Genomic DNA, 25750 nt, shown 5'->3' on the forward strand with positions numbered 1-25750 from the left:
AACAGCAAACCAAAGGGAGCGAATACAGGCAATGAAGATTATTATTGTTGGGGCCGGGAAAGTAGGCGTCACACTCGCCGAGCATTTGGTTTCGAGCCGAAATGAAATTACCGTGGTGGACCAAAATCCCGACATTTTGACGGAGCTTCAGCGCAAGTACGACTTAAACATTGTACACGGGAATGGGGCCTACCCTGAGGTATTACGCAATGCGGGTGCCGAAGAGGCAGACCTACTCGTGGCCGTGAGCAACAGCGACGAGGTGAACATGCTAGCCTGCCAGGTAGCCCATAGTGTGTTTAAGGTATTCAAAAAAATAGCCCGTATTCGCGCACCACAGTATATTCGCTATGCGGACGTATTGTTCCATAAAGACCAAATGCCCGTTGACCACGTCATAGCCCCAGAGCAACTTGTCACCTCCTACATTAAGCGCCTAGTGGACTACCCGGGTGCCTTGCAAGTGCTTGAGTTCTCGGACGGCAAGGTGAGCCTAGTCAGTGTTCGCGCCTACTATGGCGGGAAACTTGTAGGGCATGCTATTTCAGCCTTGCGCGAGCATTTACCCAATGTGGATGTGCGGGTGGCGGCTATTTTCCGCCAAGGTAAGCCCATACGCCCGCTGGGTACCACAATTATTGAAGCCGGCGACGAAGTGTTCTTTGTTGCATCGACACGCCATATTCGCGCTGTTATGGAAGAATTACAGCCGCTCGAACGGCCTGTGCGCAAAGTGATGATAGTCGGTGGTGGTTTGGTGGGTGCTGGCCTTGCCAAAGCCCTCGAACAAACTCATAAGGTTAAAATTATTGAGCAGAACGAAAGCCGCACCCAAGAGCTTTCTTCCGAGCTTTCCTCGCGCACGCTTGTACTGTGCGGTGACGCCGCAGACCAACAATTGCTTAGCGAAGCCAATATAGAAGACCAAGACGTTTTTATTGCTGTTACCAACGACGACGAAGCCAATATTATGTCGGCCATGTTGGCGAAGCGTATGGGGGCTAAGCGCACTTTGGTACTCATTCAGCGCGCTGCCTATGTTGACTTAGTACAAGGTGCGGAAATAGATATCGCTATAGCGCCTCAACAAGCAACTGTTTCTGCCCTCTTACGCCATATTCGACGTGACTTCTTTATTAACGACTACTCACTACGTAAAGGGGTTGCTGAAGCCGTTGAGCTGGTGGCGAAAGGCGATGAGACCACCTCCAAAGTTGTGGGCCGCGAGCTACGAGAACTCGACTTACCACCAGGCACGACAGTGGGTGCCATTGTTCGAGGCGACGAAGTACTGCTGGCCCATAACAAGGCTGTCATTGAGCACGACGACCACATTATTCTATTCTTAGTGAATAAAAAGTACGTGGAAGACATTGAAAAGCTATTTACCCCTGGCGCCCTGTATTTTTAGTGGCGCCAGAACGTTGGGCTAAACAAGACCAACAAGGTGAATATTTCTAAGCGACCAAAAAGCATGGCGAGTATTGCAATCCACTTGCCGCCGTCGCTCACCGACTGAAAGTTAGACGCTACCTCACCTAAGCCTGGGCCAAGGTTGTTCATGGTGGCAGCTGTTGCTCCAAAGGCAGAATAGTCGTCCAACCCTGTGGCAATAAAACCCAGCATTAACAACACAAACAATAAGGCGTAGGCCGAGAAAAAGCCCCACACTGCCTGTACCACTCGGTCAGGCAAAGCGCGCTTACCCCAGCGCACTGAAAACACACCATGAGGGTGGATCAGGCGGTTAATTTCACGTTTCCCTTGGCGGTACATCAAGGCCACCCGAATTACTTTAATGCCCCCGGCTGTCGACCCTGCGCTGCCGCCAATAAAGCTTGCAAAAATAAGCAATACAGGCAAAAACAGAGGCCAGGTACTGAAGGAGTCTGTGGTAAAGCCAGCCGTTAAACCAATGGAAGCCACTTGGAATAAACCGTCTATCCACGCTGTGTCTAACCCTGCGTCTGACTTCCACCACAAGACAATAATGGTCACCAAAGCCAAGCCGCCTTGAATGGTCAGCAAGGCTCTAAATTCTGGATCACGCCAATAGGCTTTAACAGTTTTGCCTCGGTAGGCGGCAAAGTGCAGCGAAAAATTAACGGCAGCCAATAGTAAAAACACCACGCATATTAAGTGGATCACCCAGCTGTCGTAATGCCCCATGCTGGCGTCGTAGGTGGAAAAGCCTCCTATTGCCACTGTCGAAAACGAATGACCAATCGCGTCAAAGGGGGTCATACCCGCAAGCCAATATGCAAAAGCACAAGCAATGGTCATGCCTAAATAAATAAACCATAAATGCTTGGCGGTATCGGCTATGCGTGGCGTTAACTTTTTGTCTTTCATTGGGCCTGGAATTTCTGCCTGATACAGCTGCATGCCCCCTATCCCCAATAAGGGCAAAATGGCAACAGCAAGCACAATAATTCCCATGCCGCCCATCCACTGCAATTGTTGGCGGTAAAAGCGGTACGAGTGGGGCAGCTCCTCTATGCCTGTCAGCACGGTGGCACCTGTGGTGGTTAATGCCGAAAAAGACTCAAACATAGAGTTGGTAATACTCAGGGAGTGTTCGTCAGGCAACATAAAGGGAATGGCACCCACAGAGCCTAGTACCAACCAAAACAACACAACAATTAAAAAGCCTTCTCGGGTTTTCAATTCTTCTTGCGCATTTCGGTTAGGCCACCATATCAGCAGCCCCATGACTAAACTTATAAAAAACCCAAGCAAAAACGACCAACCACCACCGTCTTTATAGAAGTAAGCAAGGGCCGCTGGGGGTAAAAGCGCCACGCTAAAAATAGCAATTAATAGCCCTAATATTCTCAGTATGGTTCTAAATTGCATTTAACCCAGCCCTAGTTCGCGTGTTACGTTTTCGTTTCTGTTGCTATGAATAATAATATTGTCTTCTATTCGAATGCCGCCATAGGGCGATAACGCCTCGACCTTTTGCCAGTTAATGGTACGCCCTACTGCGCTTTCTTGCAGCTGATGAAGTAAAGAATCTATAAAATAAATTCCAGGCTCTATGGTCAGTGCCATGGCGGGCGCTATGGTCCGCGTCGATTTCAATTGCGGGTAGTTCTGAGGTGAAGGTGCAAGCTGACCATATTCATTGGCAAGATTTCCGCCTACGTCGTGCACTTGCAAGCCTATAAAATGGCCTATGCCATGGGGCATAAATACATGACTTATCTGGTTTTCAACGATGTCTTCGGCGTTTATACTGCAAATGCCAAATTGAATTAAAAGCTGGGCAATATGCACATGCGCTTGGTGATGTAAGTCCGCAAACGCCATACCTGGCTTTAATTTAAGTACCAGTGCTTGGGCTATGTGCGCAACCCCCTCGATTAGTGCTTTATACTCGTCGGATGCATCTTTACCAGAGTAACTGCGGCTAATGTCCGCTGCATAGCCTGCATAATTTGCACCGGCGTCAATCATTAAGGAGCGGTGCTCACCGCGTCGTTGGGGCAAGGTGCTTTTGCCACGGTAATGCAAAATAGCCGCATGCTCGTTTTCACCAATAATGGGCGGGTAATGCATTTCATTTTCCCGCTGTTGCGTGGCTTGCATGTACACCATCAGGCAGTCGAACTCTGAAGCGCCTTGAGCCCATATTTCTGCTACCGCCCTATGGCCTCGAATAGCGGTTTCATTTGCCCGGCGAATACACTGCAATTCATAGTCTGTTTTTATCGCCCGGTAGTAGCTCAAGAAACTTAATGCGGCTTCTGGATTCACCAACTCGAAACCTAATGCCTGCGCAACTTCGATGTGCTCCCCTATATAAACTGCCCTTTTCCTGTCGTAAGGTAAAATTCTGTCCACTTGATCTGGCCGCGCAATAAGTTCCACATGGAACATGCGCACCCAAGGCGCAGTGCTTAAATTGGGCTGTTCATACCAAAATGCTTCAGAATGCAAAATAACCAGCGTTGGCTTGTTAAGATTTGGATTAAACACCACCCAGCTATGGGGTAAGTTGTCTAATGGACACCAAGACTTAAAGTGTGGGTTCGCTTTAAAGGGGTACTCCATGTCGTCGAGAAAGGCTCGTTTTAACTGCCCCGCATGAATAGCTAGCAGCTCGTAGCCTTCACGCTCGCATAAGGTTTTACTGCGTAACGTCATTTCCGCAATATGCGCAGGAAACAAGGTCTGAAGCTCCATAGGGTTTCTTCCTATCCGCTGTGAGATGCACCGACTGTCATGCTTATTAAAGGCCTAAACACATTGTTCCTCTCGCCTAGCAACATACTATAAATTTGCTGGTACGCGAGCACACCTTTTATATAGTTACGGGTTTCTTCATAGGGCACGGTTTCTACCCACACGTCTAATTCCACCGGCGTTTCCGGAAGCCACTCTTGCACGCGATGAATGCCCGCATTATAGGCGGCGGTGGCCACTATCCAGTTGTTCCCGCTTCGCTGCAGTAGTTCTTTTAAATAGCGGGTGCCTAAGCGCACATTAAACTCGGGGTTATATAGCTGCTGCCGAGAAAAGCGGGCCGCAGGGCCTGGCATGCGGCTTAATAGGTACTCGGCGGTGCCTGGCATAACCTGCATAAGCCCGCGAGCTCCCACAGGTGAAACTGCGTCGGCGCGAAACGAACTTTCTCGTCTCACTATGGCATATACCCAAGCCAAATCAAGGTTTTGACTTGTTGCATGGGTTTTAAGCACATCGTAAAAGGCTAAGGGAAAACGTCGCTCCACGTCATTGAACATACCCGTATGAGCAAAGGTAAAAATAGCTTGTTCATATAAACCTAGCTCATGAGCAAGCACAGCACTTAATACTTGTTCCTGGTATTGCCCGCGGTATGCAATACGGTTCCACTCGCGTCGTCCTTGTAAGTTGCGCTCTAAGGCAAATAATTCAATGGCCCGCTGCATAGAAGCTCGGCTTTTCAAGGCTTCCAGCTCGCGGGTGTCATACTGCACGGGCTGGTGAGCAAGCGACGCTTCTCTATTTAAATGGGCACTGGCCAAAAAACCATAATAACTGCGGTTTTGGGCCACTTCAGCTAACTCTTCCTGCCCTTCTTCCGTAAAGTTTAGTGCTAATAAAGCCCGCGCCCGCCAATAACGCCATTGGTCTTTTTCTTGTTCTTCCGCAGGTAAGGCGTTAATAAACATGGACACACGGTCGTACCTATTGGTGCGCAGTAACGCGGCAAGCATCCATTGCCGCCCTTGTTTTGACAGTTGTGTCATTGGCACTTGTTCCAACCAATACAGTGCTTCTGGATCGCCTCGTACGGACAGGGTCACCCCAAACCGCTCATGCATATTGTGTACAACGTCATCAGGAAAGTCGTACACTTGTTGGTAATGCACCCAGGCTTGTTCGGCCTTTTCTATGTCTTGCCAAATAAGCCGCGGCAAAGCGGACAGTATGAGTTCCTGCTCTCGGGGATCGTTATTTTGATAATCCCGAAAGCGCATAATGGCTGCTGAGTTGTTCGCAGCCCGGCGGGCTAACCGAGCGAGGTACCTATTTTGCTCTGGTAACAGCCGTGTTAAGTAATTCACCAAGCCAAGTTCTTTGTTTGCCAGCGCGAGTTTTATCCTATCCCACACGTGTTGTTCCGTGCGCATACCGGCATTTGCCCATGCGGCGAATACAGGGTCGCATTCTTTTGGCTGGCTATTCCCATTTACCCATTGGTTACTTACTTGGGGCCACACGACGTTTAAATTTTCTGTGCTTTGCCACAAAAAGTGCAAATACTGACATTGAAGCTTTCCGTTCCTGCTGCCTTGGTAGTAAAGTAAGAAGCGCTCGGCCTGATTTTTTTGCGCTAAAAACCGCAGCCAATCAGTGCGCAAGCTGTCTGCGACGGGTGTCCCAGAATAATCGTTAAGAAATTCGCTGATCAGTGGTTCATTCGCTAAACTCAAGTTCTGCTGTAAAAACTCAGCTTCTAAATAAGGGTATAATGCGTACCCGCGTAACTGAGCCATATTTTCCCGAGCCTCAGTAAAGCGGCGAGCTGAAATGTGCTCCTCCGTTTGGACAAAGAGTTCCCGCTGTTCAGCCAAGGAAAGTGAGGCAGCCACAGGCAGTGACGCAAGCAACTGCAGAACGCCAACAACACCGAGAGCGAGCAGAATTTTGCATTGGTTTTTAAACGCCTGTTTAATTTTTTTTCGCATTATGGGAAGATGACTATTAAGTGAATACCATGCTTTTGTATCATAGTGTGGTGACAACTCAAGTACATTAGGTATTTGTAGGCAGATACCCTGCCAACAATTCAGGAGACCGAAGATGATCTACCAAGGTGACAACCTAAGTGTTGAAATCGTAGAACCAGGTATAGCCGAACTCAAGTTTGACGGCCAAGGTTCTGTCAACAAATTCGACCAGAAAACCCTGAATGAATTTAGCAGTGCTCTCGACGCGATAGCGGCCGACAGCGACGTAAAAGGGGTACTCGTTACCAGTGCTAAATCGACGTTCATTGTGGGGGCGGACATTACAGAGTTTTTAACCCTGTTCGCTGATATTGAAAGTACCAAAACATGGGTGCACAAAGCGTCGCGTGTGTTTGACAAGTTAGAAGACCTACCTGTTCCTACCATTGCAGCCGTCAATGGTTTTGCTCTTGGTGGTGGTTGTGAGGCTATTTTAGCCTGTGACTTCCGTATTGCAGACGAAACCGCCGTTATTGGCCTCCCGGAAGTGAAGCTTGGTCTTATTCCAGGATTTGGCGGCACGGTTCGTTTACCTCGTCTGATTGGTCCCGACAACGCATTAGAAGCCATGACAACTGGTAAAAACCATAAGCCTGACAACGCCCTTGCTATTGGTTTAGTCGACGCCGTTGTGAGCAGCGAAAATCTGCGAGATGGCGCCTTGTCTATGTTACGCGACGCCATTCATGGCGAGTTAGACTGGCGAGCAGCACGTACACCAAAACTACAGCCGCTTAAAGCCAACGATGTTGAGCGTCTGATGACCTTTAGCACGGCCAAAGGCATGGTATGGGCAAAAGCTGGTAAACACTACCCGGCTCCTCATGCGGCTGTTGAGGTGGTTGAACGCGGTGCCGGGGAAGAGCGCAACGGTGCCCTGCTTGTTGAAAATGAATTATTCGTGAAGCTAGCCCAAACTGATGCGTGCCGTGCACAAGTAGGTATTTTCCTGGCGGACCAGGTAGTGAAAAGTAAGAGCAAGAAACTTGCTAAGCAAGCCACGAAAAAAATTAGCCGTGCCGGTGTCATTGGCGCCGGTATTATGGGCGGCGGTATTGCCTACCAGTCGGCGGTTAAAGGTGTGCCTGTTGTGATGAAAGACATCAAGCAAGAGGCGCTAGACCTTGGCTTAACTGAAGCCACAAACATTTTAACGAAAAGCCTGAAGCGCGGTCGCATTAGTGCCAAAAAAGTGACAGGTACGTTGAATAAAATTACCACAACCATGCACAACAACGAGCTAGAAAACGTTGATATTGTGGTAGAAGCCGTTGTTGAAAGCCCGAAAGTGAAAACAGCCGTGCTTTCTCAAATTGAAAAAGTTGTTCCTGAAGACACTATTATTACGTCGAACACCTCAACTATTTCCATTGACCGCTTAGCAGAAAGCCTGGAGCACCCGGAATACTTCTGCGGCATGCACTTCTTTAACCCTGTGCACAAAATGCCTTTGGTTGAAATTATTCGCGGAAAGCGCACATCTGACGAAACCATTGCAACTGTTACTGCCTATGCGCTACAAATGGGTAAAACACCCATTGTGGTCAATGACTGCCCTGGCTTTTTAGTGAACCGAGTGTTGTTCCCTTACTTTGCAGGTTTCAGCTTGTTGTTAGACGACGGTGTTGACTTCCCTGCTATCGACAAGGTGATGGAAAAAGACTTTGGCTGGCCTATGGGGCCCGCCTACCTATGCGACGTGGTGGGCTTAGACACAGCCACCCATGCTAGTGAAGTCATGGCAGCTGGCTTCCCAGAGCGCATGCCACACCACGCAGAAGGTGCCATTGCTAAGCTTGCAGCAGCAGACCGCTTTGGCCAAAAGAATGGCAAAGGCTTCTACCAGTACGGTGTGGACAAGCGCGGCAAGCCAACCAAGACAGTGCATGAAGACGTGTACGAAGTGATCGGTGAAAAACAAGAAGCCGCTGACAAAGAAGAAATTATTGCACGCTGCATGATTCCAATGGTGAACGAAATGGTTCGCTGCTTAGAAGAAGGCATTGTTGCTTCAGCCGAGGAAGCTGATATTGCATTAATTTATGGCCTTGGGTTCCCTCCTTTCCGAGGCGGTGCATTCCGTTACTTAGAAACCCTTGGTTTAAAACAATTCATTGAGTTAGCCGACAAGTATGCACACTTGGGCGAACTGTACCAAGTAACCGACGGCTTGCGGGCGAAAGCCGAAGCTGGCGAATCTTACTTTAAAAGCTAACTGCGAACGGAGAGTATTATGAAAGACGTCGTTATTGTAGATGCAATTCGTACCCCTATGGGGCGCTCTAAAGGCGGAGCATTTCGCAACGTTCGCGCTGAAGACCTATCGGCTGCGTTAATGAAAGGCTTGCTTGAGCGTAACCCTGAAGTGAATACAGACGAGCTGGAAGACGTGTACTGGGGTTGTGTGCAGCAAACCTTAGAGCAAGGTTTTAACATTGCTCGAAACGCTTCCCTTCTTGCAGGTATTCCTCACCATGTGGCCGGTGTCACGGTGAACCGCCTGTGTGGCTCGTCTATGCAGGCCATTCACGACGCCACCCGCGCTATTCAAACTGGGAATGGCGACATTTTCATTGCTGGTGGTGTTGAGCATATGGGCCATGTCCCCATGATGCATGGGGTCGACTTCCACCCTGGCTTAAACCTGTCTGTAGCGAAAGCTGCGGGCTCTATGGGGTTAACCGCGGAACTGCTTGGTAAGAAGTTCGGTATAACGCGTGAAGAGCAAGACGCTTTTGGAGCTCGTTCACACCAGCTTGCCCACCAGGCTACCCTACGCGGCGAGTTTGACGCTGAAATTTTGCCTATCTTTGGGCACGACGAAAAAGGCGTCATGAAGAAGTTCCGTCACGACGAAGTGATTCGTCCGGAAACCACAGCAGCAACCCTTGCCGGGTTACGGCCTGTGTTCGACCCAGCCAATGGTACCGTAACAGCGGGAACCTCTTCAGCCATTTCTGACGGGGCTGCTGCGACGCTTATTATGTCTGCAGACAAAGCCAAAGAGCTTGGTTTAACGCCGCGTGTACGTATTCGTGGTATGGCGGTTGCGGGCTGCGATCCGTCGATTATGGGTTATGGGCCTGTTCCAGCGACGCAAAAGGCGTTGCAACGTGCTGGCGTAGAGCTTTCAGACATCGACCTATTCGAGCTAAACGAAGCCTTTGCCGCTCAAGCCATTTCCGTGTTACGTGGTTTGAAAATTGAAGACCAACTCGACACCAAAGTGAACCTTCATGGCGGCGCAATCGCTCTGGGTCACCCCTTGGGTTGTTCAGGTGCACGTATTAGTACTACTTTAATTAACCTGATGGAGCAGAAGGACGCAACCCTCGGCTTAGCCACTATGTGTATTGGTTTGGGTCAAGGTATTGCCACCGTCTACGAGCGTCTGTAGCGCTGTAATCACAGCAATTTGTTAGCATAAAAAAGGCGGTGCGCATGTTATGATGCTCACCGCCTTTTACTTTTAGCTAGGTATTCATATGAGTGACTTTTCTAATCCCACCTTACAGCTCGACACCCTTGGTTTACGTTGCCCAGAGCCAGTGATGCTTATTCGTGGGCGTATTCGTAAAATGGCGCCAGGCGACACCCTATTGGTGATAGCCGACGACCCTGCCACACTGCGCGACATTCCTGCGTATTGTCGCTTTATGGAGCATGGTTTAGTAGCGGCTGAAACGGAACAAGCCCCCTACCGCTACCTCATCCAAAAAGGCGAAAACGCTTAAAGTTTGTATTCCCAAAACTCCGCAGAGCCGGTAGCTGGGTCTAACTGGTAGGCTGCGAAGCCAAACTTTTTATAAGCAAGTTTCGCTGGCTCGTTGCCCGTCAGCACTTCCAGTGTCAGTTTGCAGCAGCCTCTCGCTTTCGCTTCCGTCACCACCGCTTGCATGAGTTTTTGTGCCAGGCCTTGGCCACGCAAACCACTGCGAATGGCTATATCGTGAATATTGCACACAGGTTTTGCGGCAAAAGTGGAAAAGCCGATAACACAATTCACTAAGCCAACCGCCTGACCTTCTTCATTCCATGCCAGAAAACTAAAAACAGTGTCCCGTGCAGCCATTTCTTTAATTAAAACAGCCTTGGTACTTTCTGGTAAGGCTTCGCCACCGCCCATTGGGTCTTGCGCATAGTGATCGAGCATCTCAATTAGCGCGTGGGCATGTACTGGGTTGTGATAGTCAACAGCTTCTACTTTTACTGCCATAAGGTCCTCTATTTTGATTGCTGAACTGCTTGATGTCGAAAACAGGTGGTGACATGGTCGTTCACCATGCCCACCGCCTGCATAAAGGCATAAACGATGGTGGGGCCCACGAAGGTAAAGCCTTGCTTTTTTAGGCGCTTAGAAAGGGCTTCAGAAGCTTCTGTGTAGGCAGGTACGTCTGTTTGCTGCTCCCAGTTATTTTGCACGGGCTCACCCTGCACGGTCGACCATAACCACTCGCTAAAACAAACCCCTTCTTTTTCTAATGCCATATAGGCATCTGCATTTTTGAAAATAGAGTTTATTTTCAACCTGTTACGTATTATTCCAGGGTTATTCATTTGCGCTTCAATATATGTTTGTCGTGCTTCGCCTTGAATGGCATGTATCCGTTCTGGGTCTAAATAATGAAAACTGCTTAAATAGTTATTTTGCTTTTTTAAAATGGTAATCCAGCTTAAGCCAGCTTGCTGCCCGTCGAGGATTAACTTAGAAAACAATTGTTTAGGGCAGTACTCAGGCACGCCCCATACTGTGTCGTGGTATGCCACATACTCTTTGTCGCTACCGCACCAAAGACAGCGGTTTTTTGTTCTCTCTACCATCGACACCTCGTTCCCAACGCAATTCCCGTTGTTGCGCCTATAAAATTTAACCATTCTCAGGGTATAATGTACGCATATTTCTTCATTTTGTACTACATAGGCGAATTGAGACACCTTATGGATAAATTTGACGTGAAAACTTTCCAGGGCCTAATTCTGGCACTGCAAGACTTTTGGGCACGCCAAGGCTGTGCTGTTGTGCAACCCCTTGATATGGAAGTTGGGGCTGGGACCTTTCACCCAATGACCTTCTTGCGCTCAATTGGCCCAGAGCCTGCCAGCTTTGCTTATGTGCAACCATGCCGACGCCCCACAGACGGCCGTTATGGTGAAAACCCGAACCGTTTGCAGCAATACTACCAGTTCCAAGTTCTCATGAAACCCTCCCCTGACAATATTCAGGAGTTGTTTTTAGAGTCCTTAAAAGAGCTTGGGTTTGACCCACTGGTTCACGACATTCGTTTTGTTGAAGACAACTGGGAGTCGCCAACTCTAGGCGCTTGGGGTTTAGGTTGGGAAGTTTGGCTGAATGGCATGGAAGTCACTCAGTTTACGTACTTCCAGCAAGTGGGTGGTATTGAATGTGCTCCTATCGCGGGCGAAATAACCTATGGTTTAGAGCGTTTAGCCCTTTATATTCAAGGTGTTGACAGCATTTACGACCTGGTATGGACCGACGGCCCACGGGGTGTCATCAAGTATGGCGATGTATTTCATCAAAACGAAGTGGAACAGTCCATTTATAACTTCGAACATGCCGACGTTCCTGTTTTATTCGAGCGGTTCGACGCAGCTGAGCGCGAATGCCAGCATTTGCTAGCAAACAAATTACCTTTGCCAGCGTACGAGCAAGTCATGCGTGCTTCTCATGCGTTTAACTTACTCGATGCCCGCCAAGCTATTTCTGTTACCGAGCGCCAACGCTATATTTTGCGTGTTCGTGACCTGGCTAAAGGCTGTGCTGAAGCCTATTACTCCGCCCGAGAAAAGCTCGGTTTTCCGCTGGCTGACCCTGACTCATTAGCTATGCAACAGGCCCATAAAAAAGCAGAAGCACGCGTAGCAAAAGCAAAGAAACAAGCCAAGAGTACCGAGGAGAAGAAATAACCATGAGCACCACTGCAAATTTACTAATTGAACTTGGTACAGAAGAGTTACCTCCTAAGTCGTTAAAAGCATTAAGCGACAGCTTTACTCAAAGTATTACAGACCAATTAACAGGCTTGTCCATTGCTTTTGGCAAGGTCGAGTCTTTTGCTACGCCCCGCCGTATAGCGGTGTTGGTCTCCCACGTGCAACGCCAGCAAGACGACGAGCAAGTGGACAAACGTGGCCCTGCTATTGCTGCTGCGTTCGACGCTGAAGGAAACCCAACCAAGGCGGCTCTTGGCTGGGCCCGCGGGGTTGGTATTGATGTGGCAGACGCCGAGCGCCTCGTGACGGACAAAGGCGAATGGTTACTGCATAAAGCTATAGTTCCAGGCAAAGACCTGCAAGACTTATTGCCCCAAGTAGTGCAGCAAGCAGCGAAGCAGCTTCCCGTACCTAAAACCATGCGTTGGGGTGAAGGCGAGTTTGCCTTTATTCGCCCGTTAAAACGCCTAACAGTGATGCTGGACGACACCCTGGTGCCTATGTCGCTTTTTGGGGTTCAAAGCAGTAACCGCCTGCTAGGGCACCGCTTCCATAGTCAAGGCGATGTGGAGTTAACCAAAGCCAGCGACTACCCTGAAGCATTAAAACAAGCCTATGTTATTGCTTCTTTTGCTGAACGTCGTCAATTAGTGAAAGAGCATGCACAAGCCCTAGCTGCAGACATTAATGCAACACCCGTCTGGGACGAAGACCTATTAGACGAGGTAGCGTCACTTGTTGAGTGGCCTGTGGCTTTACTGGCAGCCTTCGACGAGGCCTTCCTCGATGTGCCAAAAGAAGCCCTTATTTACACCATGAAAGACGATCAGCGTTACTTCCCGCTGGTGGACAGCGAAGGTAATTTGTTGGCCAAGTTTATTTTCATTACCAACATTGAAAGCAAAAACCCTGACTTAGTGGTTGCCGGGAACGAAAAGGTTATTCGCCCTCGCCTTGCCGACGCTGAATTCTTTTATACCAATGACAAGAAAGTTAGCTTAGCGTCGCGCATTGAAAAGCTCGACAGTGTGCTATTCCAAAAAGAGCTAGGCAGTATTGGCGACAAGGCTCGCCGTATTTCGCAAGTGGCTGGCAATATTGCGAACCAGTTAGGTGCCGACGCCGCCATTGCAACACGTGCAGGCTTGCTGGCAAAAGCCGACTTAGTCAGCCATATGGTGATGGAATTCCCTGAAGTTCAAGGTGTTATGGGTATGCACTATGCCCGTCACGACGGCGAACCAGAAGGTGTGGCTTTGGCTATTGAAGCCCATTACCGCCCACGATTTGCGGGTGACACCCTCCCCTCAACCACCGAAGGTGCCGCTGTTGCCATTGCCGACAAGTTAGACACGCTCGTAGGTATTTTTGCCATTGGGCAAACGCCACGAGGTGACCGCGACCCCTTCGGCTTGCGTCGTGCTGCTATAGGCTTGTTGCGCATGCTGGTTGAGCTAGAGCTTGATCTGGACTTTAAAGCCATAATTGCCCACGCTGCTGGTGCCTACGCTAGCACTATTCAGGTGTCTGAAGAAACTCAGGATGAGATATTTAACTTCCTACTAGGTCGCTTCCGTGCTTGGTATCAAGAGCAAGGCATTGCCGTGGATGTGATTCAGTCTGTGTTGGCTCGTCGTCCGCAGAAAGCCCTGGACTTCGACCGCCGCGTGAAGGCGGTCACAGAATTCGTGCGCTTACCTGAAGCCGAAGCACTTGCTGCTGCCAATAAACGTGTTAGCAACATACTTGCCAAGTCCGACACGGCTAACCTCACCGAGATCAACACTGCACTGCTGCAAGAAGAGGCTGAAAAAGCTCTGTATGACGCTCTTAACGGCTTGCAAAGCACGGTTGAGACTGGTGTTGCCTCAGGTAACTATAACGCCGTACTGAGCCAGCTGGCGCACTTACGTAGCCCTATCGACAACTTCTTTAACGAAGTTATGGTCAATGCAGACGAGCCGGCGATACGTACCAACCGATTAGCGCTACTGACCAAGCTGCGTAATCAATTCTTAGCGGTTGCCGACATTTCCCTTCTGCAAAGCTAAGCTTCCGCTGAACAATAAGCGTTACGCAAATAAAAAAGCCGCACTTTCAATCAGTGCGGCTTTTTTTTATGCTTACTGCGAAACGTATGGAAACTTATACGTCTAAGTTGGCTACGCGCAATGCGTTGTCTTCTATGAAGGCACGACGTGGTTCAACCAAGTCACCCATGAGGGTGGTAAATAACTGGTCAGCGCCTATGGCGTCTTCAATGGTAACTTGCAGCATACGGCGACTTTCTGGGTCCATGGTGGTTTCCCACAGTTGGTCTGGGTTCATTTCCCCAAGCCCTTTATAGCGCTGAATGTACAGACCACGCTTCGACTCGGAAATTAACCATTCAATGGCCTCAACGAAGTCACTTACAGGTTGCTTCTTCTCGCCGCGTTGTACATAACCACCTTCTTCCATTAAGTCTTCAATATCGTCACCAACCGTTACTAAATGGTCGTAGTCTTTCGAAATTAAAAACTCATAGTTAAGTAGGAAGTCGCGCTCAACACCATGGCGCAACAAGCGCACAACCGGTAGGAATACTTGACGCACAGCGTCTTCTTCCACCAACACAGTATAGGTTGAAGACTGTGTTTCAGTGTCCATTAAGTCTTGTTGGTATGCCGCGCACCAAGCTTCAACCGCAGCTTTGTCTTTTAAGTTGTCTGCAGTTAAACGAGGCGCATACACTAAACGAGACAAAATGTGCTCTGGTAAACGACGGCTTAAGCGTTCAATGGAGTCCATTGCGTACTGGTAGTCACGCACCATCTTCTCTAGTTGCACCCCTGTAATACCTGGCGCATCCGCATTGACGTGCAACGAAGCACGGTCTAGAGCTTGGCTGGTTAGGTATTCAATTAGCGCCGCATCATCTTTAATGTACTGTTCTTGGCGACCTTTCTTGGCTTTGTACAAAGGCGGCTGAGCTATATACACATAGCCACGCTCAAGCAGTTCTGGCATTTGACGGTAGAAGAAAGTAAGTAACAATGTACGAATGTGTGAACCGTCCACGTCCGCATCCGTCATAATAATAATGCGGTGGTAACGTGTTTTGTCCGGATCATACTCTTCACGGCCAATACCGCAGCCAAGAGCAGTAATAAGGGTTGCTACCTCTTGTGAAGCCAGCATTTTGTCGAACCGTGCTTTTTCTACGTTTAGAATTTTACCTTTCAACGGTAAAATAGCTTGGTTCTTACGGTTACGTCCCTGCTTGGCAGAACCACCCGCAGAGTCACCCTCCACTATGTATAGTTCTGAAAGCGCTGGGTCTTTCTCTTGGCAGTCCGCTAGTTTCCCTGGCAGACCGGCTAAATCCAAAGCACCTTTACGTCGTGTCATTTCACGTGCTTTTCGAGCTGCTTCACGGGCCCGTGCTGCATCTATAATTTTTGTCACAATAACTTGTGCGTCTTTTGGGTTTTCCATAAGGAAATCCCAAAGCTTTTCATTCATGGCCTGTTCAACAGCTGATTTTACTTCCGAAGAAACAAGCTTCTCTTTGGTCTGTGACGAGAATTTAGGATCTGGCACTTTAACAGAAATAACGGCCGTTAAACCTTCACGGGCGTCGTCACCCGAGGCGTTTGTTTTTGCTTTCTTACTGTACCCTTCCTTGTCCATATAGTTGTTCAAGGTACGGGTTAAAGCGGAACGGAAACCAGCCATATGGGTTCCACCGTCGCGCTGTGGAATGGTGTTGGTGTAACAGTAAATATGCTCTTGGTACGAGTCGTTCCATTGCAAACCAACTTCAACCGTAATGCCGTCTTCACGCTCATGCTGGAATTGAAAAACGGTTGGGTGTATAGGTGTTTTTTTGTCGTTCAAGTAACTAACAAAGGCACCAATACCACCGTCGTAATGGAAGTGGTCTTTACGCTCGGAGTTCTCGTCGATTAAACGAATAGACACACCCGAGTTTAAGAAGGACAACTCGCGTAAGCGTTTTGCCAGAATGTCGTAATGGAAAGTTACATCTGTGAAGGTCTCTTCACTTGGCCAAAAGCGCACTTCTGTACCCGACTCGGTGGTGTCTGCAATCGGTTTAATGTCGCCTTGTGGTTCCCCATGACGGTATGTCTGCTTATACTTTTTACCACCACGTTGAATGGTTAAGTCTAATTGCTTCGACAGCGCGTTTACAACGGAAACACCTACTCCGTGTAGGCCTCCTGAAACCTTGTACGAGTTATCATCAAACTTACCGCCCGCATGCAGAACTGTCATTATAACTTGTGCAGCAGACACACCTTCTTCCGGGTGAATTTCTACAGGTATACCACGACCGTCGTCTCGTACCGATACAGAACCATCGCTGTGCATGGTGACGTATATTTCTGAACAATGGCCCGCTAATGCTTCGTCAATAGAGTTATCAACCACCTCAAACACCATATGGTGCAGGCCGGTACCGTCGTCGGTGTCACCAATATACATCCCCGGACGCTTACGAACCGCGTCTAAACCTTTAAGAACCTTTATATTCGATTCATCATACGTATCGTTATTTGACATAGATTTATCCTGTCGTTGTATCTAAGATTGTCCCTTGTTCCACGTGGAACAATCGGGTCTCGGTCTCAGCAAAGTGACCAAGAATAGTTTTTTTATCTATTGCAGTAACAAACACCTGACTTTGCGTGTCCACTATTGCTTGGCAAAGTTTTTGCTGGTTATCGACATCCAACTCTGCCGGTAAATCATCGATTAAATAAATACATGAAGTGCCTGTAACTTGCCGGTAGTGCTCGCCTTGTACAAACCGAAGCGCTGCCATAAGCAATTTCAACTGGCCACGGCTTAAGCGTTCCCGTGCGTCTGCACCGTCAACGCGTATTTGCCACTCAGCTTTACTCGGCCCAACACTTGTGAACCCTTGCCGCAAGTCTAACTCTAAACGTTCGGCCAGAGCTTCTTCAAAACTTTCAAAGCGCTCACTCCAGCCTGGCATTAACTTAAAGGCGAATGACATATCTGGCAAAAAACGTTGGCAATACTCTGTTATGTGCTCGTTTAAGGCAGCTAAATAAGCTTCCCGTGCACGTGTCAAAGCCTCACCTGCAGCAACGAGCTGCTTATCCCAAAATGCTCCTCCGTCTTGCATAAAACGCCCACTACGAAGTAAGGCGTTACGTTGTTTCAGCAGACGAGAGTAAGCCAACCAATGTTGGTATTCAGATTGTTCCACGTGGAACAACCCCCAGTCCATAAATTGACGACGAGCTTTCGGACCATCTGTAATAAGCTCCACCCCTTCCGGGGTAATAAGCTGTACAGGAACATAGCGAGCTAGCTCAGAAAACTTTAAACCACGTAGTCCATTTATGCGCGTGTCACTTTCGCCTTGCCGCGTGCGCTGGAAGCCAACGCGAGTTTCTTGGCTTTCTTCATTATTTAGCCGAGCAAAAATGGTAAAAGCATCGGCGTTTGCCTGTATTACTTGGCGCGCTTGATGGGTGCGAAACGAGCGACCATACCCTAAGCAATAAATGGCTTCCAGTACACTGGTTTTACCGCTGCCATTTTGTCCGTAAACTATATTTACTCGGCGCGTTGTTTCTATTTCAACATTCGAAAGATTCCGCAAATGAGAAATAGTTAACGAGCTTATATTCATGCATTACAGCCGCATTGGCATAATGACGTAGACTGCACTGTCATCGGCAGCGTCTTCAACTAAAGCACTGCTGTTTTCGTCGGTCAATGTAAACTTCACTTGGCTCCCTTCAATGGCATTCACCACGTCAAGCAAGTAGTTCACGTTAAAGCCAACTTCCATATTGTCGCCACTGTATTCTACTTCTAAGCGTTCGTCGGCCTTTTCTTGTTCTTGGTTATTCGCAGTCAGGCACATTTCAGAGCCTTCCAAGACAATGCGAACACCACGGAACTTTTCGTTCGACAAAATAGCAACCCGCACGCAAGACTGCTTCAGTAAGTCCCGATCGGCAATGACAATGCGTTCGCCCGTTGTTGGTATAACGCGGCGATAATCTGGGAAGCGACCGTCTAACAACTTGCTGGTGAAGGTCATACCGCCTGTTTCAACACGAATGTGATTTTGCCCTAAGTACACTTGTATAGGGGTGTCGTCCGCGTCCAACAAGCGCATAAGTTCACTAATACCTTTGCGCGGCACAATGACTTGTTTGTGGGGTAACGCACTTTGTTCTAGCTGGCAGGTTGCCATGGCTAAGCGGTGACCGTCAGTGGCAACAGTGCGTAGCACATTGTCGTTCACTTCAAACAACATACCGTTCAAGTAATAGCGAACATCTTGGTTTGCCATAGAAAAATGAGTGCGTTCAATAAGATGCTTCAACTTTCCCTGCTGCATTTGCAAGGTAATTTCGCTTTCGAAGTCTTCAATATTTGGATATTCAGAGGCAGGCAAACTGCTTAATGTGAAACGACTTTTACCGGAACGCACAATAACCTTGTCGTCTGTGCTTTCAACACGCACGTCGGCACCGTCGGCTAAGCTGCGCACAATGTCCAAGAGCTTTTTGGCGGGTACGGTAATGTCGCCTGGCTCGGCTCCTTCAAGCATCACCGAAGAAACTAACTCAACCTCTAGGTCGGTCCCTGTCATCCGTAACGAGTCAGTACCTACTTGAATAAGAACATTGCTTAGAATAGGTAGTGTTGAACGGCGCTCGACCGCACCACTGACAACTTGTAAAGGTTTTAATAAAGCGTCACGGTTAATGGTGAATTTCATTTCACTGGCTCTCCCATTTTATTATTTTGCAGCCATTGTTCAACAACGTATTAAACAGACAATGTGCGGTTTAAATTACGATAATCTTGTTGTATTTCGTGATCCTCTTCACGTAACTCCTTGATTTTCCAACAAGCGTGAAGAACCGTCGTGTGGTCTCGACCACCAAATGCGTCACCTATTTCAGGTAAACTATGGTTCGTTAGCTCTTTCGCAAGGGCCATGGCCACCTGGCGCGGACGGGCAATAGAACGGCTGCGCCGTTTCGAAATAAGGTCCGACACCTTAATGTTATAATACTCAGCTACTGTACGCTGAATATTGTCGATAGTGACCATCTTTTCTTGTGCTATCAACAAGTCCCGAAGGGCTTCTTTTACAAAGTCGATAGTGACAGCTTTACCGGTTAAATTCACGTTCGCTATCACACGGTTTAAGGCGCCTTCCAGCTCACGCACATGGGAACGTAAACGCTTCGCAATGAAAAACGCCACTTCATGGGGAAGTTTCATGCCGCGCTCTTCAGCTTTACGCTCGAGAATAGCCACACGTGTAGGTAAGTCTGGCGGCTCAATAGCAACCGTTAACCCCCAGCCAAAGCGGCTTTTCAGGCGGTCGTCTACCCCTTCAATTTCTTTTGGGTATACGTCACTGGTTAAGATGACCTGCTGATTGCCTTCTAACAGCCAATTAAAGGTGTGGAAGAATTCGTCTTGGAAGTGTTCTTTTTTTGCAAAGAATTGAACGTCATCAATAAGTAAAGCTTCGACCGAACGGTAGCTTTCTTTGAAGATGTCAATTTTATTGTGTTTCATGGCATACACCATGTCTTGCACAAAGCGTTCGGCCCTTAAGTAATACACTTTCGCTTCGGGGTTGCGCTCAAGTATGGCATTGCCAACCGAGTGCAATAAGTGAGTTTTACCTAAACCGGTGCCCCCATAAATAAACAAGGGGTTATAAGCGCCGCCTGGGTTTTCTGCCACTTGAATAGCCGCAGCTCGGGCAAGTTGGTTCGACTGACCTTCAACAAAGTTTTCGAAACGATGTGTTGGCGCCAGGTTTGAATGCTGCAAGGAAATAGGCCGGTCACCCACATTCACCGTGGGCTGTGGCCGTGGCGATGCAGCACGCTGATTATCAGAAGCAGACGCAGTCGGTGCTTCAGGTGCTGGTTTTTGCTTACGCGAGCCAACCCGAAGCTCCACATTAGGTGCTTTGTCGCCTGCTAGGTCCCGTAAAAAAGAAATAATTTGCTTTAAGTACTTATCTTTCACCCAGTCCATAACATAAGGATTGGGTGCATACAAAAACAGGGTATTTTCCTCTAGCTCTGACTGCAGCGGCTTTATCCAGGTATTGAAGTTTTGCAACGACAGTTCGCTTTGCAAGCGTGTAGCACATTGCTGCCACAAAGAATTCCCCACTAACAACTCCCCTTCAAAAACAAAATTTCTTATTAGAATAAGCGTGTAATGGCAGCGCTAAAACTTCTTAAAAGAATAACCACGCAAGCTGCTATTTGCACACCCATCATACGAAATTAAGGGGCTTTACGCCACCTTTTTGCAGAAACTGCGCAAACTTATCCACAGGCAAATAATGCCGAATTTGTTTGACACTGATCGAATTTCTCGATAAGATCCGCGCTCATTTTGACACACTGATCAGTAACGGAAATAAAGCGATGAAAAGAACATTTCAACCAAGCGTAATTAAGCGCAAGCGCGACCATGGCTTCCGTGCACGCATGGCAACAAAAAACGGCCGTAAAGTATTGGCCCGCCGTCGTGCTAAAGGGCGTAAAGTACTGTCTGCTTAATTGCAGACAGTTCACTTTCCTCTAAGTGAAGCACTATGCATATCCTCGGGAGTTACGTCTGTTAACTCCCGCGCATTTTCAAAGCGTATTTAACAAGCCTCCTGTTAAAGCTGTCAGTAAGCAGCTAACCCTTCTTGCCCAACCGAATTCATTAGACAATCCACGTTTAGGTGTTACCGTTAGCAAACGGAACGCACGTTTAGCCGTACAACGAAATCAAATTAAACGAATAATTCGGGAATCCTTTCGGTTACAGCAGCATAAACTGGCTGGCTTTGATATTATTGTTATCGCCAAACCTGGGGTAACCGAGTTAGATAAGGTGGCGCTTAGAGAGTTATGCAACTATTTATGGCGAAAGTTAAGCAAGCGCTGCAAGCAATACTCATCGGCCTCATCCGACTCTACCAACTGATAATAAGCCCTTTGCTTGGGCCACGTTGCCGATTTGTACCAACGTGTTCAGAATATGCAATACAAGCGGTAAAACGGTTTGGCGTGATAAAAGGAAGCTGGCTTGCCATACGGCGAATAAGTAAATGCCACCCGGGTCATCCGGGTGGATTTGATCCTATACCGGGAAATGAGCAGCACAGCCACATGACCCATAAGTCTGGCGAACAATCGCAGAGCAAAAAACGAGAGACGAAGTAACTATGGATTCGCGACGCACATTATTAATCATACTCTTTTTGGTGATGTCATTTTTTATGTACCAGCAATGGACATTAAAAGATGTTGCTAAAACGCCTGGAATTGATTCGCAGAGCTCATCTGCACAGGCTCAAACCGTACCGAATACTGCGACAAGCAACGGTATTCCTCAGGCAGGTCAAAGCAGCGTAAATACAGTGGACACCCCTTCTGTCCAAGCGTCCGAAGTGACCGACAGCGCCGACACGGTACGTGTGACCACAGACTTATTCGACATTCGTATTAGCCTAAGCGGCGGTGACATTGTTCGGGCCGAACTATTAGAGCATGCCAAAGAACTTGGTGAAGACGCTCGCTACAGCATTTTATTCCAAGAGCAAGGTGCTATGCACATTGCAGAAAGCGGTTTGACCGGGCCGGATGGGTTTGATAACGCCAGCACCCGTCCTCAGTATACAGTTTCAACGGACCACTTCCGCTTAACCGGCGACACCCTGCGTGTTCCTCTAACCTATACTGCTGAAAATGGCAGCACGGTTACCAAAGAATATGTATTTACACGCGGCGACTACGCTGTGGATGTACACCATAAGGTCAATAACAACACCAATACCAGCTTGAATATGGCGCTTTTTGGTCGCTTAACGCAAACCATGGTGTCGAATGACCGCTCTATGTTTATGCCCACCTACCGAGGTGCGGCCTATTCGTCAGAAAATGACCGCTATAAGAAGTACAGCTTTAAAGACATTAAAAAGCGCAACTTAGAACAGAACACCTCAGCCGGTTGGGTGGCTATGCTAGAGCATTACTTTGTCACCGCTTGGGTGCCCGACCAAAACGCACTGAACTACTTACGTACCAGCACGTCGGCAGCGACAAATGCTGCGCGTATTAGTTTTGTTGGCCCGGTTATTAATATTCCAGCAGGCAGCCAATACGACTTTGAAAGCCAAATTTACATGGGGCCGAAAGACCAAGAGCGCCTAGCTGAACTAGCAAACCACCTTGACTTAACCGTTGACTATGGCTTCCTGTGGTGGCTTGCCCAGCCTATTCACTGGTTAATTGCCTTCTTGTTTGGCTTTGTTAAAAACTATGGTGTAGCTATTATTCTTATCACCATTATTATCAAAGGTTTGCTCTACCCGTTAACCAAGGCACAGCATACGTCCATGGCCAAAATGCGTAAAATTGCCCCCCGCATGGCCGAATTAAAAGAACGCTTTGGTGACGACAAGCAAAAAATGTCGCAAGCCATGATGAGCATGTACAAAGAAGAAAAGGTAAACCCGCTCGGTGGGTGTTTGCCTATGTTCTTACAGTTGCCAATTTTCTTAGCTTTGTATTGGGTATTACTAGAAAGCCCAGAAATACGCCACGCAGACTTTGCGCTGTGGATAAACGACTTGTCCAGCCGTGACCCGTACTTCATTCTGCCTCTGTTAATGGGTGCCAGCATGTACTTTATGCAGCGTTTACAGCCGACCCCTATGACAGACCCTATGCAGCAGAAAATTATGCAAATGATGCCGGTGGTATTTACCGTCTTCTTCCTATTTTTCCCTGCTGGCTTGGTTCTATACTGGTTGGTTAGTAACCTCATCACTATAGCGCAAATGTTATGGATTTATCGTCAGTTTGATAAGAAAGGCTTGAAATAATACTCAACTTTCTTCTTGAAAGCCTACAAAACCCGACCTTAGGTCGGGTTTTTTGTGTGTGACATCCAACCCCAACTAGAATACAATTACGCAACACTTGATGTATTTATGTGAGCGTTCAATTGATATGAAGTTTCAAAACCTGGTCGTCTTTTTCGTTGTGGCTCTTTTCGTGAGTAGTCCAGTGTTCGTTACTGCGAAGGAAAAAGAGCTTGTGATAGGCACCATGCAAGAAGTTGACACGTCCCACGAATCGTTTCAGCATGTTCAAGCGGCTTACCAACACATTGGTTACGACATTCGTTTATTGCCCATGCCCTACGCTCGAAGTTTCTACGAGAGTAACCGCGGAATTATTCTTGATGGCGAACTTGCACGCACCGAGGTGGCTGCACACCAAGCCCCAGACATGATCCGCATACCAGTCCCAATCGACGAGTCTGCCGCGGCTGTATTTACCAACGACCCACATTTCTACCCAAATGACTGGGCTGACTTACACGGCAAGCGAATTGACGTGCTAAAAGGCACCAGTATTATTATCGGGCGCTTAGGGGACCTTCCATACAATACAGTGACCACCTTAGAACAAGCTTTTTTACGTTTAAACAGTGGCCGCAGCGACGCTTTAATTGCACCCGGTTCGATAGCCCAAGAGGTGCTTAATAATATGCAAGTAAGCGGTATTTACCGCGTAACACCAGACTTAGAAACCTGGCTTGTGTACCACTACATCCACAAGCGGCATGAAAATTTGGTGGAGCCCTTAACCCAAGCTCTGCAGCAGGTTATGCAACACGAAACCTTTGTCGCCATTCAGTAACAAGGGCCCTTCCCTATGTAAATTTCCTAAGCCAAGTTAAGCCGAGTATAATGAAACCCATTATTCTTACTTACGGCATAGGAACTTCATGGGCGAACAAGCTTTCAATACAGACACTATTGTTGCGCAAGCGACACCACCGGGCAAAGGCGGTGTCGGTATTGTGCGTGTAAGCGGCAGCCAGGCGAAAAATGTTGCCAAGCAAATTCTTGGGCAATGTCCAAAGCCCCGTTATGCACTGTATACCGACTTCAAAGACGCTTCCGGCTTGGTTATTGACCAAGGCATCGCTTTGTATTTTGAAGGGCCTAACTCATTTACCGGTGAAGACATACTTGAACTGCAAGGTCACGGTGGCCCTGTGGTACTCGACATGCTTATCCGAGCCATTTTGACCCAGCCTAAAGTGCGTTTAGCCCGCCCCGGCGAGTTCAGCGAACGCGCTTTTATGAACGATAAAATTGACTTAACCCAAGCAGAAGCCATTGCCGACTTAATTGAAACAAACTCAGAACAGGCCGCACGTATGGCGCTGCAAAGTTTACAAGGCAACTTCTCGCACCGCATCGACCAATTAGTCGATGCGGTTATTCATTTACGCATGTTCGTCGAAGCAGCCATTGACTTTCCCGATGAAGAAATAGACTTTCTGAGCGACGGCAAAGTGGCCGCCGACTTACAAAGCATTATTGATAATTTATTAGCCGTTGAAGCGGAAGCAAAACAAGGCAGCCTTCTGCGTGAAGGCATGCGGGTGGTGATTGCAGGTAAACCCAATGCCGGTAAGTCGAGCTTATTGAACGCATTAGCAGGCCATGATTCTGCCATTGTTACCGACATAGCAGGCACAACCCGCGACGTACTGCGCGAGCATATTCAGATTGATGGTATGCCCTTGCATATTATTGACACAGCCGGCTTACGTGAAAGCCCCGACAAGGTAGAGCAAATTGGTATCGAGCGGGCTTGGGCAGAAATCGAACAAGCCGATCGGGTGTTATTTATGGTGGACAGCACAGAAACCCATGCTACCCACCCTAAAGACATTATGCCGGAGTTTTATAAACGCCTCCCCCAGCATATTCCCTTTAGTGTGATCAGAAATAAAGTTGATCTAACCGGCGATGCGCCTGGAATACAAGAAGTAGAGGGTATTCACGTACTTGCACTATCGGCTTCTGCAGAAGTGGGTTTGCAACACTTACGCGAACATTTAAAAGAATGCATGGGCTTTAACACCAACCTTGAAGGTGGCTTTATGGCACGGCGTCGCCACTTAGAAGCCATAGAGCAGGCCAAGCAGCATTTATTTATAGGCCAAGAGCAACTTGAAACCTTTGCCGCTGGCGAAATTCTGGCTGAAGAGCTGCGCTTAGCCCAGTCACACCTGAATGAAATTACCGGCGAATTCACCAGCGACGACTTGCTGAGTAAAATATTTGGCAGTTTTTGTATCGGGAAGTGAACCTCATTCTTAAGTGGTAAAGTCCCGTGAAACCTATCAAAACATATCAAAATAAATTGTTGTTTTGTAAGGACATAAATTACTTTTTCCTCAGAAACCTTTTTCCCGCGTTTTCTTCTAGTTTGCTCCGTTTCACTATAAATTTATCCCGATTTGCTCCAAGGTTAGAATTCGGGAGCAATGGGATCAAAATTGGAGCAAACATGAAGGTATCTGTTAACAAGCGGAACCCCAACTCGAAGGGGCTACAGCAGCTTCGCCTGGTGTACTACTACGGTGTAGTCGAAGGGGAAGACGGAAAGAAGCGGCCTAAGCGGGATTACGAGCCTCTTGAGCTGTACGTGTATCACAACCCCAAGACTTAGGCTGAACGG

The 25750-nt window shown here is 48.1% G+C and carries 22 protein-coding genes; 13 read left to right on the plus strand and 9 right to left on the minus strand.

Going from position 1 to position 25750, the window contains the following annotated elements; genetic code table 11:
* Window positions 1-31 precede the first annotated feature (31 nt).
* On the plus strand, window positions 32-1411 hold the full coding sequence (trkA, locus tag CWE15_RS00275; protein ID WP_126756067.1) for a Trk system potassium transporter TrkA: 1380 nt from the start codon (window positions 32-34) through the stop codon (window positions 1409-1411).
* On the opposite strand, the gene CWE15_RS00280 is transcribed toward trkA, so the two are convergent.
* Genes CWE15_RS00280 through CWE15_RS00290 form a run of 3 tightly spaced genes read right to left on the minus strand, consistent with a single transcriptional unit; the run spans window position 1408 to window position 6179 of the window.
* Entirely contained in the window at window positions 1408-2856 is a 1449-nt protein-coding gene (locus CWE15_RS00280) for a TrkH family potassium uptake protein (protein WP_126756068.1), read from the minus strand. The two genes, trkA and CWE15_RS00280, sit on opposite strands and share 4 nt — an antisense overlap.
* Window positions 2857-4188 (minus strand): Xaa-Pro dipeptidase, encoded by a 1332-nt coding sequence (gene pepQ, locus CWE15_RS00285; RefSeq protein WP_126756069.1) that lies wholly within the window; start codon window positions 4186-4188, stop codon window positions 2857-2859.
* Between the two features lie 11 nt (window positions 4189-4199).
* Window positions 4200-6179, minus strand: a complete 1980-nt coding sequence (locus CWE15_RS00290) for a transglycosylase SLT domain-containing protein (RefSeq protein ID WP_126756070.1) — start codon at window positions 6177-6179, stop codon at window positions 4200-4202.
* A 115-nt stretch (window positions 6180-6294) separates the two neighbouring features.
* Between CWE15_RS00290 and fadB the strand changes: the two genes are divergently transcribed.
* The 3 genes from fadB (at window position 6295) to tusA (ending at window position 9955) form a co-directional block, all read left to right on the plus strand.
* Window positions 6295-8436 carry a fatty acid oxidation complex subunit alpha FadB gene (gene fadB, locus CWE15_RS00295; RefSeq protein ID WP_126756071.1) on the plus strand — a complete coding sequence of 714 codons (2142 nt, stop codon included), beginning with the start codon at window positions 6295-6297 and terminating at the stop codon, window positions 8434-8436.
* Between the two features lie 18 nt (window positions 8437-8454).
* A complete protein-coding gene (fadA, locus tag CWE15_RS00300; RefSeq protein WP_126756072.1) occupies window positions 8455-9618 on the plus strand; it encodes an acetyl-CoA C-acyltransferase FadA in 1164 nt (387 codons plus the stop codon).
* Window positions 9619-9706: 88 nt separating this feature from the next.
* Window positions 9707-9955: a sulfurtransferase TusA gene (gene tusA / locus CWE15_RS00305; RefSeq protein ID WP_126756073.1), complete on the plus strand. Its 249-nt coding sequence runs from the start codon at window positions 9707-9709 to the stop codon at window positions 9953-9955.
* Here tusA and CWE15_RS00310 read toward each other — a convergent pair.
* On the minus strand, window positions 9952-10437 hold the full coding sequence (locus CWE15_RS00310) for a GNAT family N-acetyltransferase (protein ID WP_126756074.1): 486 nt from the start codon (window positions 10435-10437) through the stop codon (window positions 9952-9954). The genes tusA and CWE15_RS00310 overlap by 4 nt on opposite strands.
* A gap of 8 nt (window positions 10438-10445) precedes the next feature.
* Entirely contained in the window at window positions 10446-11042 is a 597-nt protein-coding gene (locus tag CWE15_RS00315; RefSeq protein WP_126756075.1) for a DNA-3-methyladenine glycosylase I, read from the minus strand.
* A gap of 117 nt (window positions 11043-11159) precedes the next feature.
* On the opposite strand from CWE15_RS00315, the gene glyQ reads away from it, so the two are divergent.
* Both glyQ and glyS read left to right on the plus strand, forming a co-directional pair.
* Window positions 11160-12149 (plus strand): glycine--tRNA ligase subunit alpha, encoded by a 990-nt coding sequence (glyQ, locus tag CWE15_RS00320; RefSeq protein WP_126756076.1) that lies wholly within the window; start codon window positions 11160-11162, stop codon window positions 12147-12149.
* Window positions 12150-12151: 2 nt separating this feature from the next.
* Window positions 12152-14227: a glycine--tRNA ligase subunit beta gene (glyS, locus tag CWE15_RS00325; protein ID WP_126756077.1), complete on the plus strand. Its 2076-nt coding sequence runs from the start codon at window positions 12152-12154 to the stop codon at window positions 14225-14227.
* Window positions 14228-14321: 94 nt separating this feature from the next.
* Here glyS and gyrB read toward each other — a convergent pair whose 3' ends face one another.
* From gyrB to dnaA, 4 genes are read right to left on the minus strand one after another with little or no spacing between them, the layout of a single operon-like run.
* Window positions 14322-16742, minus strand: coding sequence for a DNA topoisomerase (ATP-hydrolyzing) subunit B (gene gyrB, locus CWE15_RS00330; protein WP_126756078.1), 2421 nt, complete (start codon window positions 16740-16742; stop codon window positions 14322-14324).
* 4 nt (window positions 16743-16746) lie between these two features.
* Window positions 16747-17844 carry a DNA replication/repair protein RecF gene (recF, locus tag CWE15_RS00335; RefSeq protein WP_126756079.1) on the minus strand — a complete coding sequence of 366 codons (1098 nt, stop codon included), beginning with the start codon at window positions 17842-17844 and terminating at the stop codon, window positions 16747-16749.
* A gap of 3 nt (window positions 17845-17847) precedes the next feature.
* The gene (dnaN, locus tag CWE15_RS00340) at window positions 17848-18948 is read right to left on the minus strand and encodes a DNA polymerase III subunit beta (protein WP_126756080.1); all 1101 of its coding nucleotides are present in this window, start codon (window positions 18946-18948) and stop codon (window positions 17848-17850) included.
* 50 nt (window positions 18949-18998) lie between these two features.
* Window positions 18999-20375 (minus strand): chromosomal replication initiator protein DnaA, encoded by a 1377-nt coding sequence (dnaA, locus tag CWE15_RS00345; RefSeq protein ID WP_126756081.1) that lies wholly within the window; start codon window positions 20373-20375, stop codon window positions 18999-19001.
* 260 nt (window positions 20376-20635) lie between these two features.
* Here dnaA and rpmH point away from each other — a divergent pair, with 260 nt between their 5' ends.
* The 7 genes from rpmH (at window position 20636) to CWE15_RS12225 (ending at window position 25741) form a co-directional block, all read left to right on the plus strand.
* A complete protein-coding gene (rpmH, locus tag CWE15_RS00350) occupies window positions 20636-20770 on the plus strand; it encodes a 50S ribosomal protein L34 (RefSeq protein ID WP_126756082.1) in 135 nt (44 codons plus the stop codon).
* Window positions 20771-20795: 25 nt separating this feature from the next.
* On the plus strand, window positions 20796-21185 hold the full coding sequence (gene rnpA, locus CWE15_RS00355; RefSeq protein ID WP_126756083.1) for a ribonuclease P protein component: 390 nt from the start codon (window positions 20796-20798) through the stop codon (window positions 21183-21185).
* Entirely contained in the window at window positions 21122-21424 is a 303-nt protein-coding gene (gene yidD / locus CWE15_RS00360; RefSeq protein ID WP_126756084.1) for a membrane protein insertion efficiency factor YidD, read from the plus strand. Before rnpA ends, yidD begins: the two co-directional genes overlap by 64 nt.
* A gap of 2 nt (window positions 21425-21426) precedes the next feature.
* A complete protein-coding gene (yidC, locus tag CWE15_RS00365; RefSeq protein ID WP_126756085.1) occupies window positions 21427-23088 on the plus strand; it encodes a membrane protein insertase YidC in 1662 nt (553 codons plus the stop codon).
* Window positions 23089-23260: 172 nt separating this feature from the next.
* Window positions 23261-23911 carry a substrate-binding periplasmic protein gene (locus CWE15_RS00370; RefSeq protein ID WP_157980681.1) on the plus strand — a complete coding sequence of 217 codons (651 nt, stop codon included), beginning with the start codon at window positions 23261-23263 and terminating at the stop codon, window positions 23909-23911.
* An 88-nt stretch (window positions 23912-23999) separates the two neighbouring features.
* A complete protein-coding gene (gene mnmE / locus CWE15_RS00375) occupies window positions 24000-25376 on the plus strand; it encodes a tRNA uridine-5-carboxymethylaminomethyl(34) synthesis GTPase MnmE (protein ID WP_126756087.1) in 1377 nt (458 codons plus the stop codon).
* 203 nt (window positions 25377-25579) lie between these two features.
* The gene (locus tag CWE15_RS12225) at window positions 25580-25741 is read left to right on the plus strand and encodes a hypothetical protein (protein ID WP_476692291.1); all 162 of its coding nucleotides are present in this window, start codon (window positions 25580-25582) and stop codon (window positions 25739-25741) included.
* Window positions 25742-25750 lie beyond the last annotated feature (9 nt).

It is taken from the genome of Aliidiomarina taiwanensis, from assembly GCF_003987015.1.
Classification (GTDB): Bacteria; Pseudomonadota; Gammaproteobacteria; order Enterobacterales; family Alteromonadaceae; genus Aliidiomarina; species Aliidiomarina taiwanensis.

Coding starts and splice junctions, on each gene's coding strand:
- rpmH (WP_126756082.1), top strand. CDS start 20,636: ATGAAAAGAACATTTCAACCAAGCGTAATTAAGCGCAAGCGCGACCAT.
- fadA (WP_126756072.1), top strand. CDS start 8,455: ATGAAAGACGTCGTTATTGTAGATGCAATTCGTACCCCTATGGGGCGC.
- mnmE (WP_126756087.1), top strand. CDS start 24,000: ATGGGCGAACAAGCTTTCAATACAGACACTATTGTTGCGCAAGCGACA.
- CWE15_RS00290 (WP_126756070.1), bottom strand. CDS start 6,179: ATGCGAAAAAAAATTAAACAGGCGTTTAAAAACCAATGCAAAATTCTG.
- tusA (WP_126756073.1), top strand. CDS start 9,707: ATGAGTGACTTTTCTAATCCCACCTTACAGCTCGACACCCTTGGTTTA.
- yidD (WP_126756084.1), top strand. CDS start 21,122: ATGGCGAAAGTTAAGCAAGCGCTGCAAGCAATACTCATCGGCCTCATC.
- yidC (WP_126756085.1), top strand. CDS start 21,427: ATGGATTCGCGACGCACATTATTAATCATACTCTTTTTGGTGATGTCA.
- fadB (WP_126756071.1), top strand. CDS start 6,295: ATGATCTACCAAGGTGACAACCTAAGTGTTGAAATCGTAGAACCAGGT.
- CWE15_RS00280 (WP_126756068.1), bottom strand. CDS start 2,856: ATGCAATTTAGAACCATACTGAGAATATTAGGGCTATTAATTGCTATT.
- recF (WP_126756079.1), bottom strand. CDS start 17,844: ATGAATATAAGCTCGTTAACTATTTCTCATTTGCGGAATCTTTCGAAT.
- CWE15_RS00315 (WP_126756075.1), bottom strand. CDS start 11,042: ATGGTAGAGAGAACAAAAAACCGCTGTCTTTGGTGCGGTAGCGACAAA.
- gyrB (WP_126756078.1), bottom strand. CDS start 16,742: ATGTCAAATAACGATACGTATGATGAATCGAATATAAAGGTTCTTAAA.
- glyQ (WP_126756076.1), top strand. CDS start 11,160: ATGGATAAATTTGACGTGAAAACTTTCCAGGGCCTAATTCTGGCACTG.
- CWE15_RS00310 (WP_126756074.1), bottom strand. CDS start 10,437: ATGGCAGTAAAAGTAGAAGCTGTTGACTATCACAACCCAGTACATGCC.
- pepQ (WP_126756069.1), bottom strand. CDS start 4,188: ATGGAGCTTCAGACCTTGTTTCCTGCGCATATTGCGGAAATGACGTTA.
- glyS (WP_126756077.1), top strand. CDS start 12,152: ATGAGCACCACTGCAAATTTACTAATTGAACTTGGTACAGAAGAGTTA.
- dnaN (WP_126756080.1), bottom strand. CDS start 18,948: ATGAAATTCACCATTAACCGTGACGCTTTATTAAAACCTTTACAAGTT.
- CWE15_RS12225 (WP_476692291.1), top strand. CDS start 25,580: ATGAAGGTATCTGTTAACAAGCGGAACCCCAACTCGAAGGGGCTACAG.
- trkA (WP_126756067.1), top strand. CDS start 32: ATGAAGATTATTATTGTTGGGGCCGGGAAAGTAGGCGTCACACTCGCC.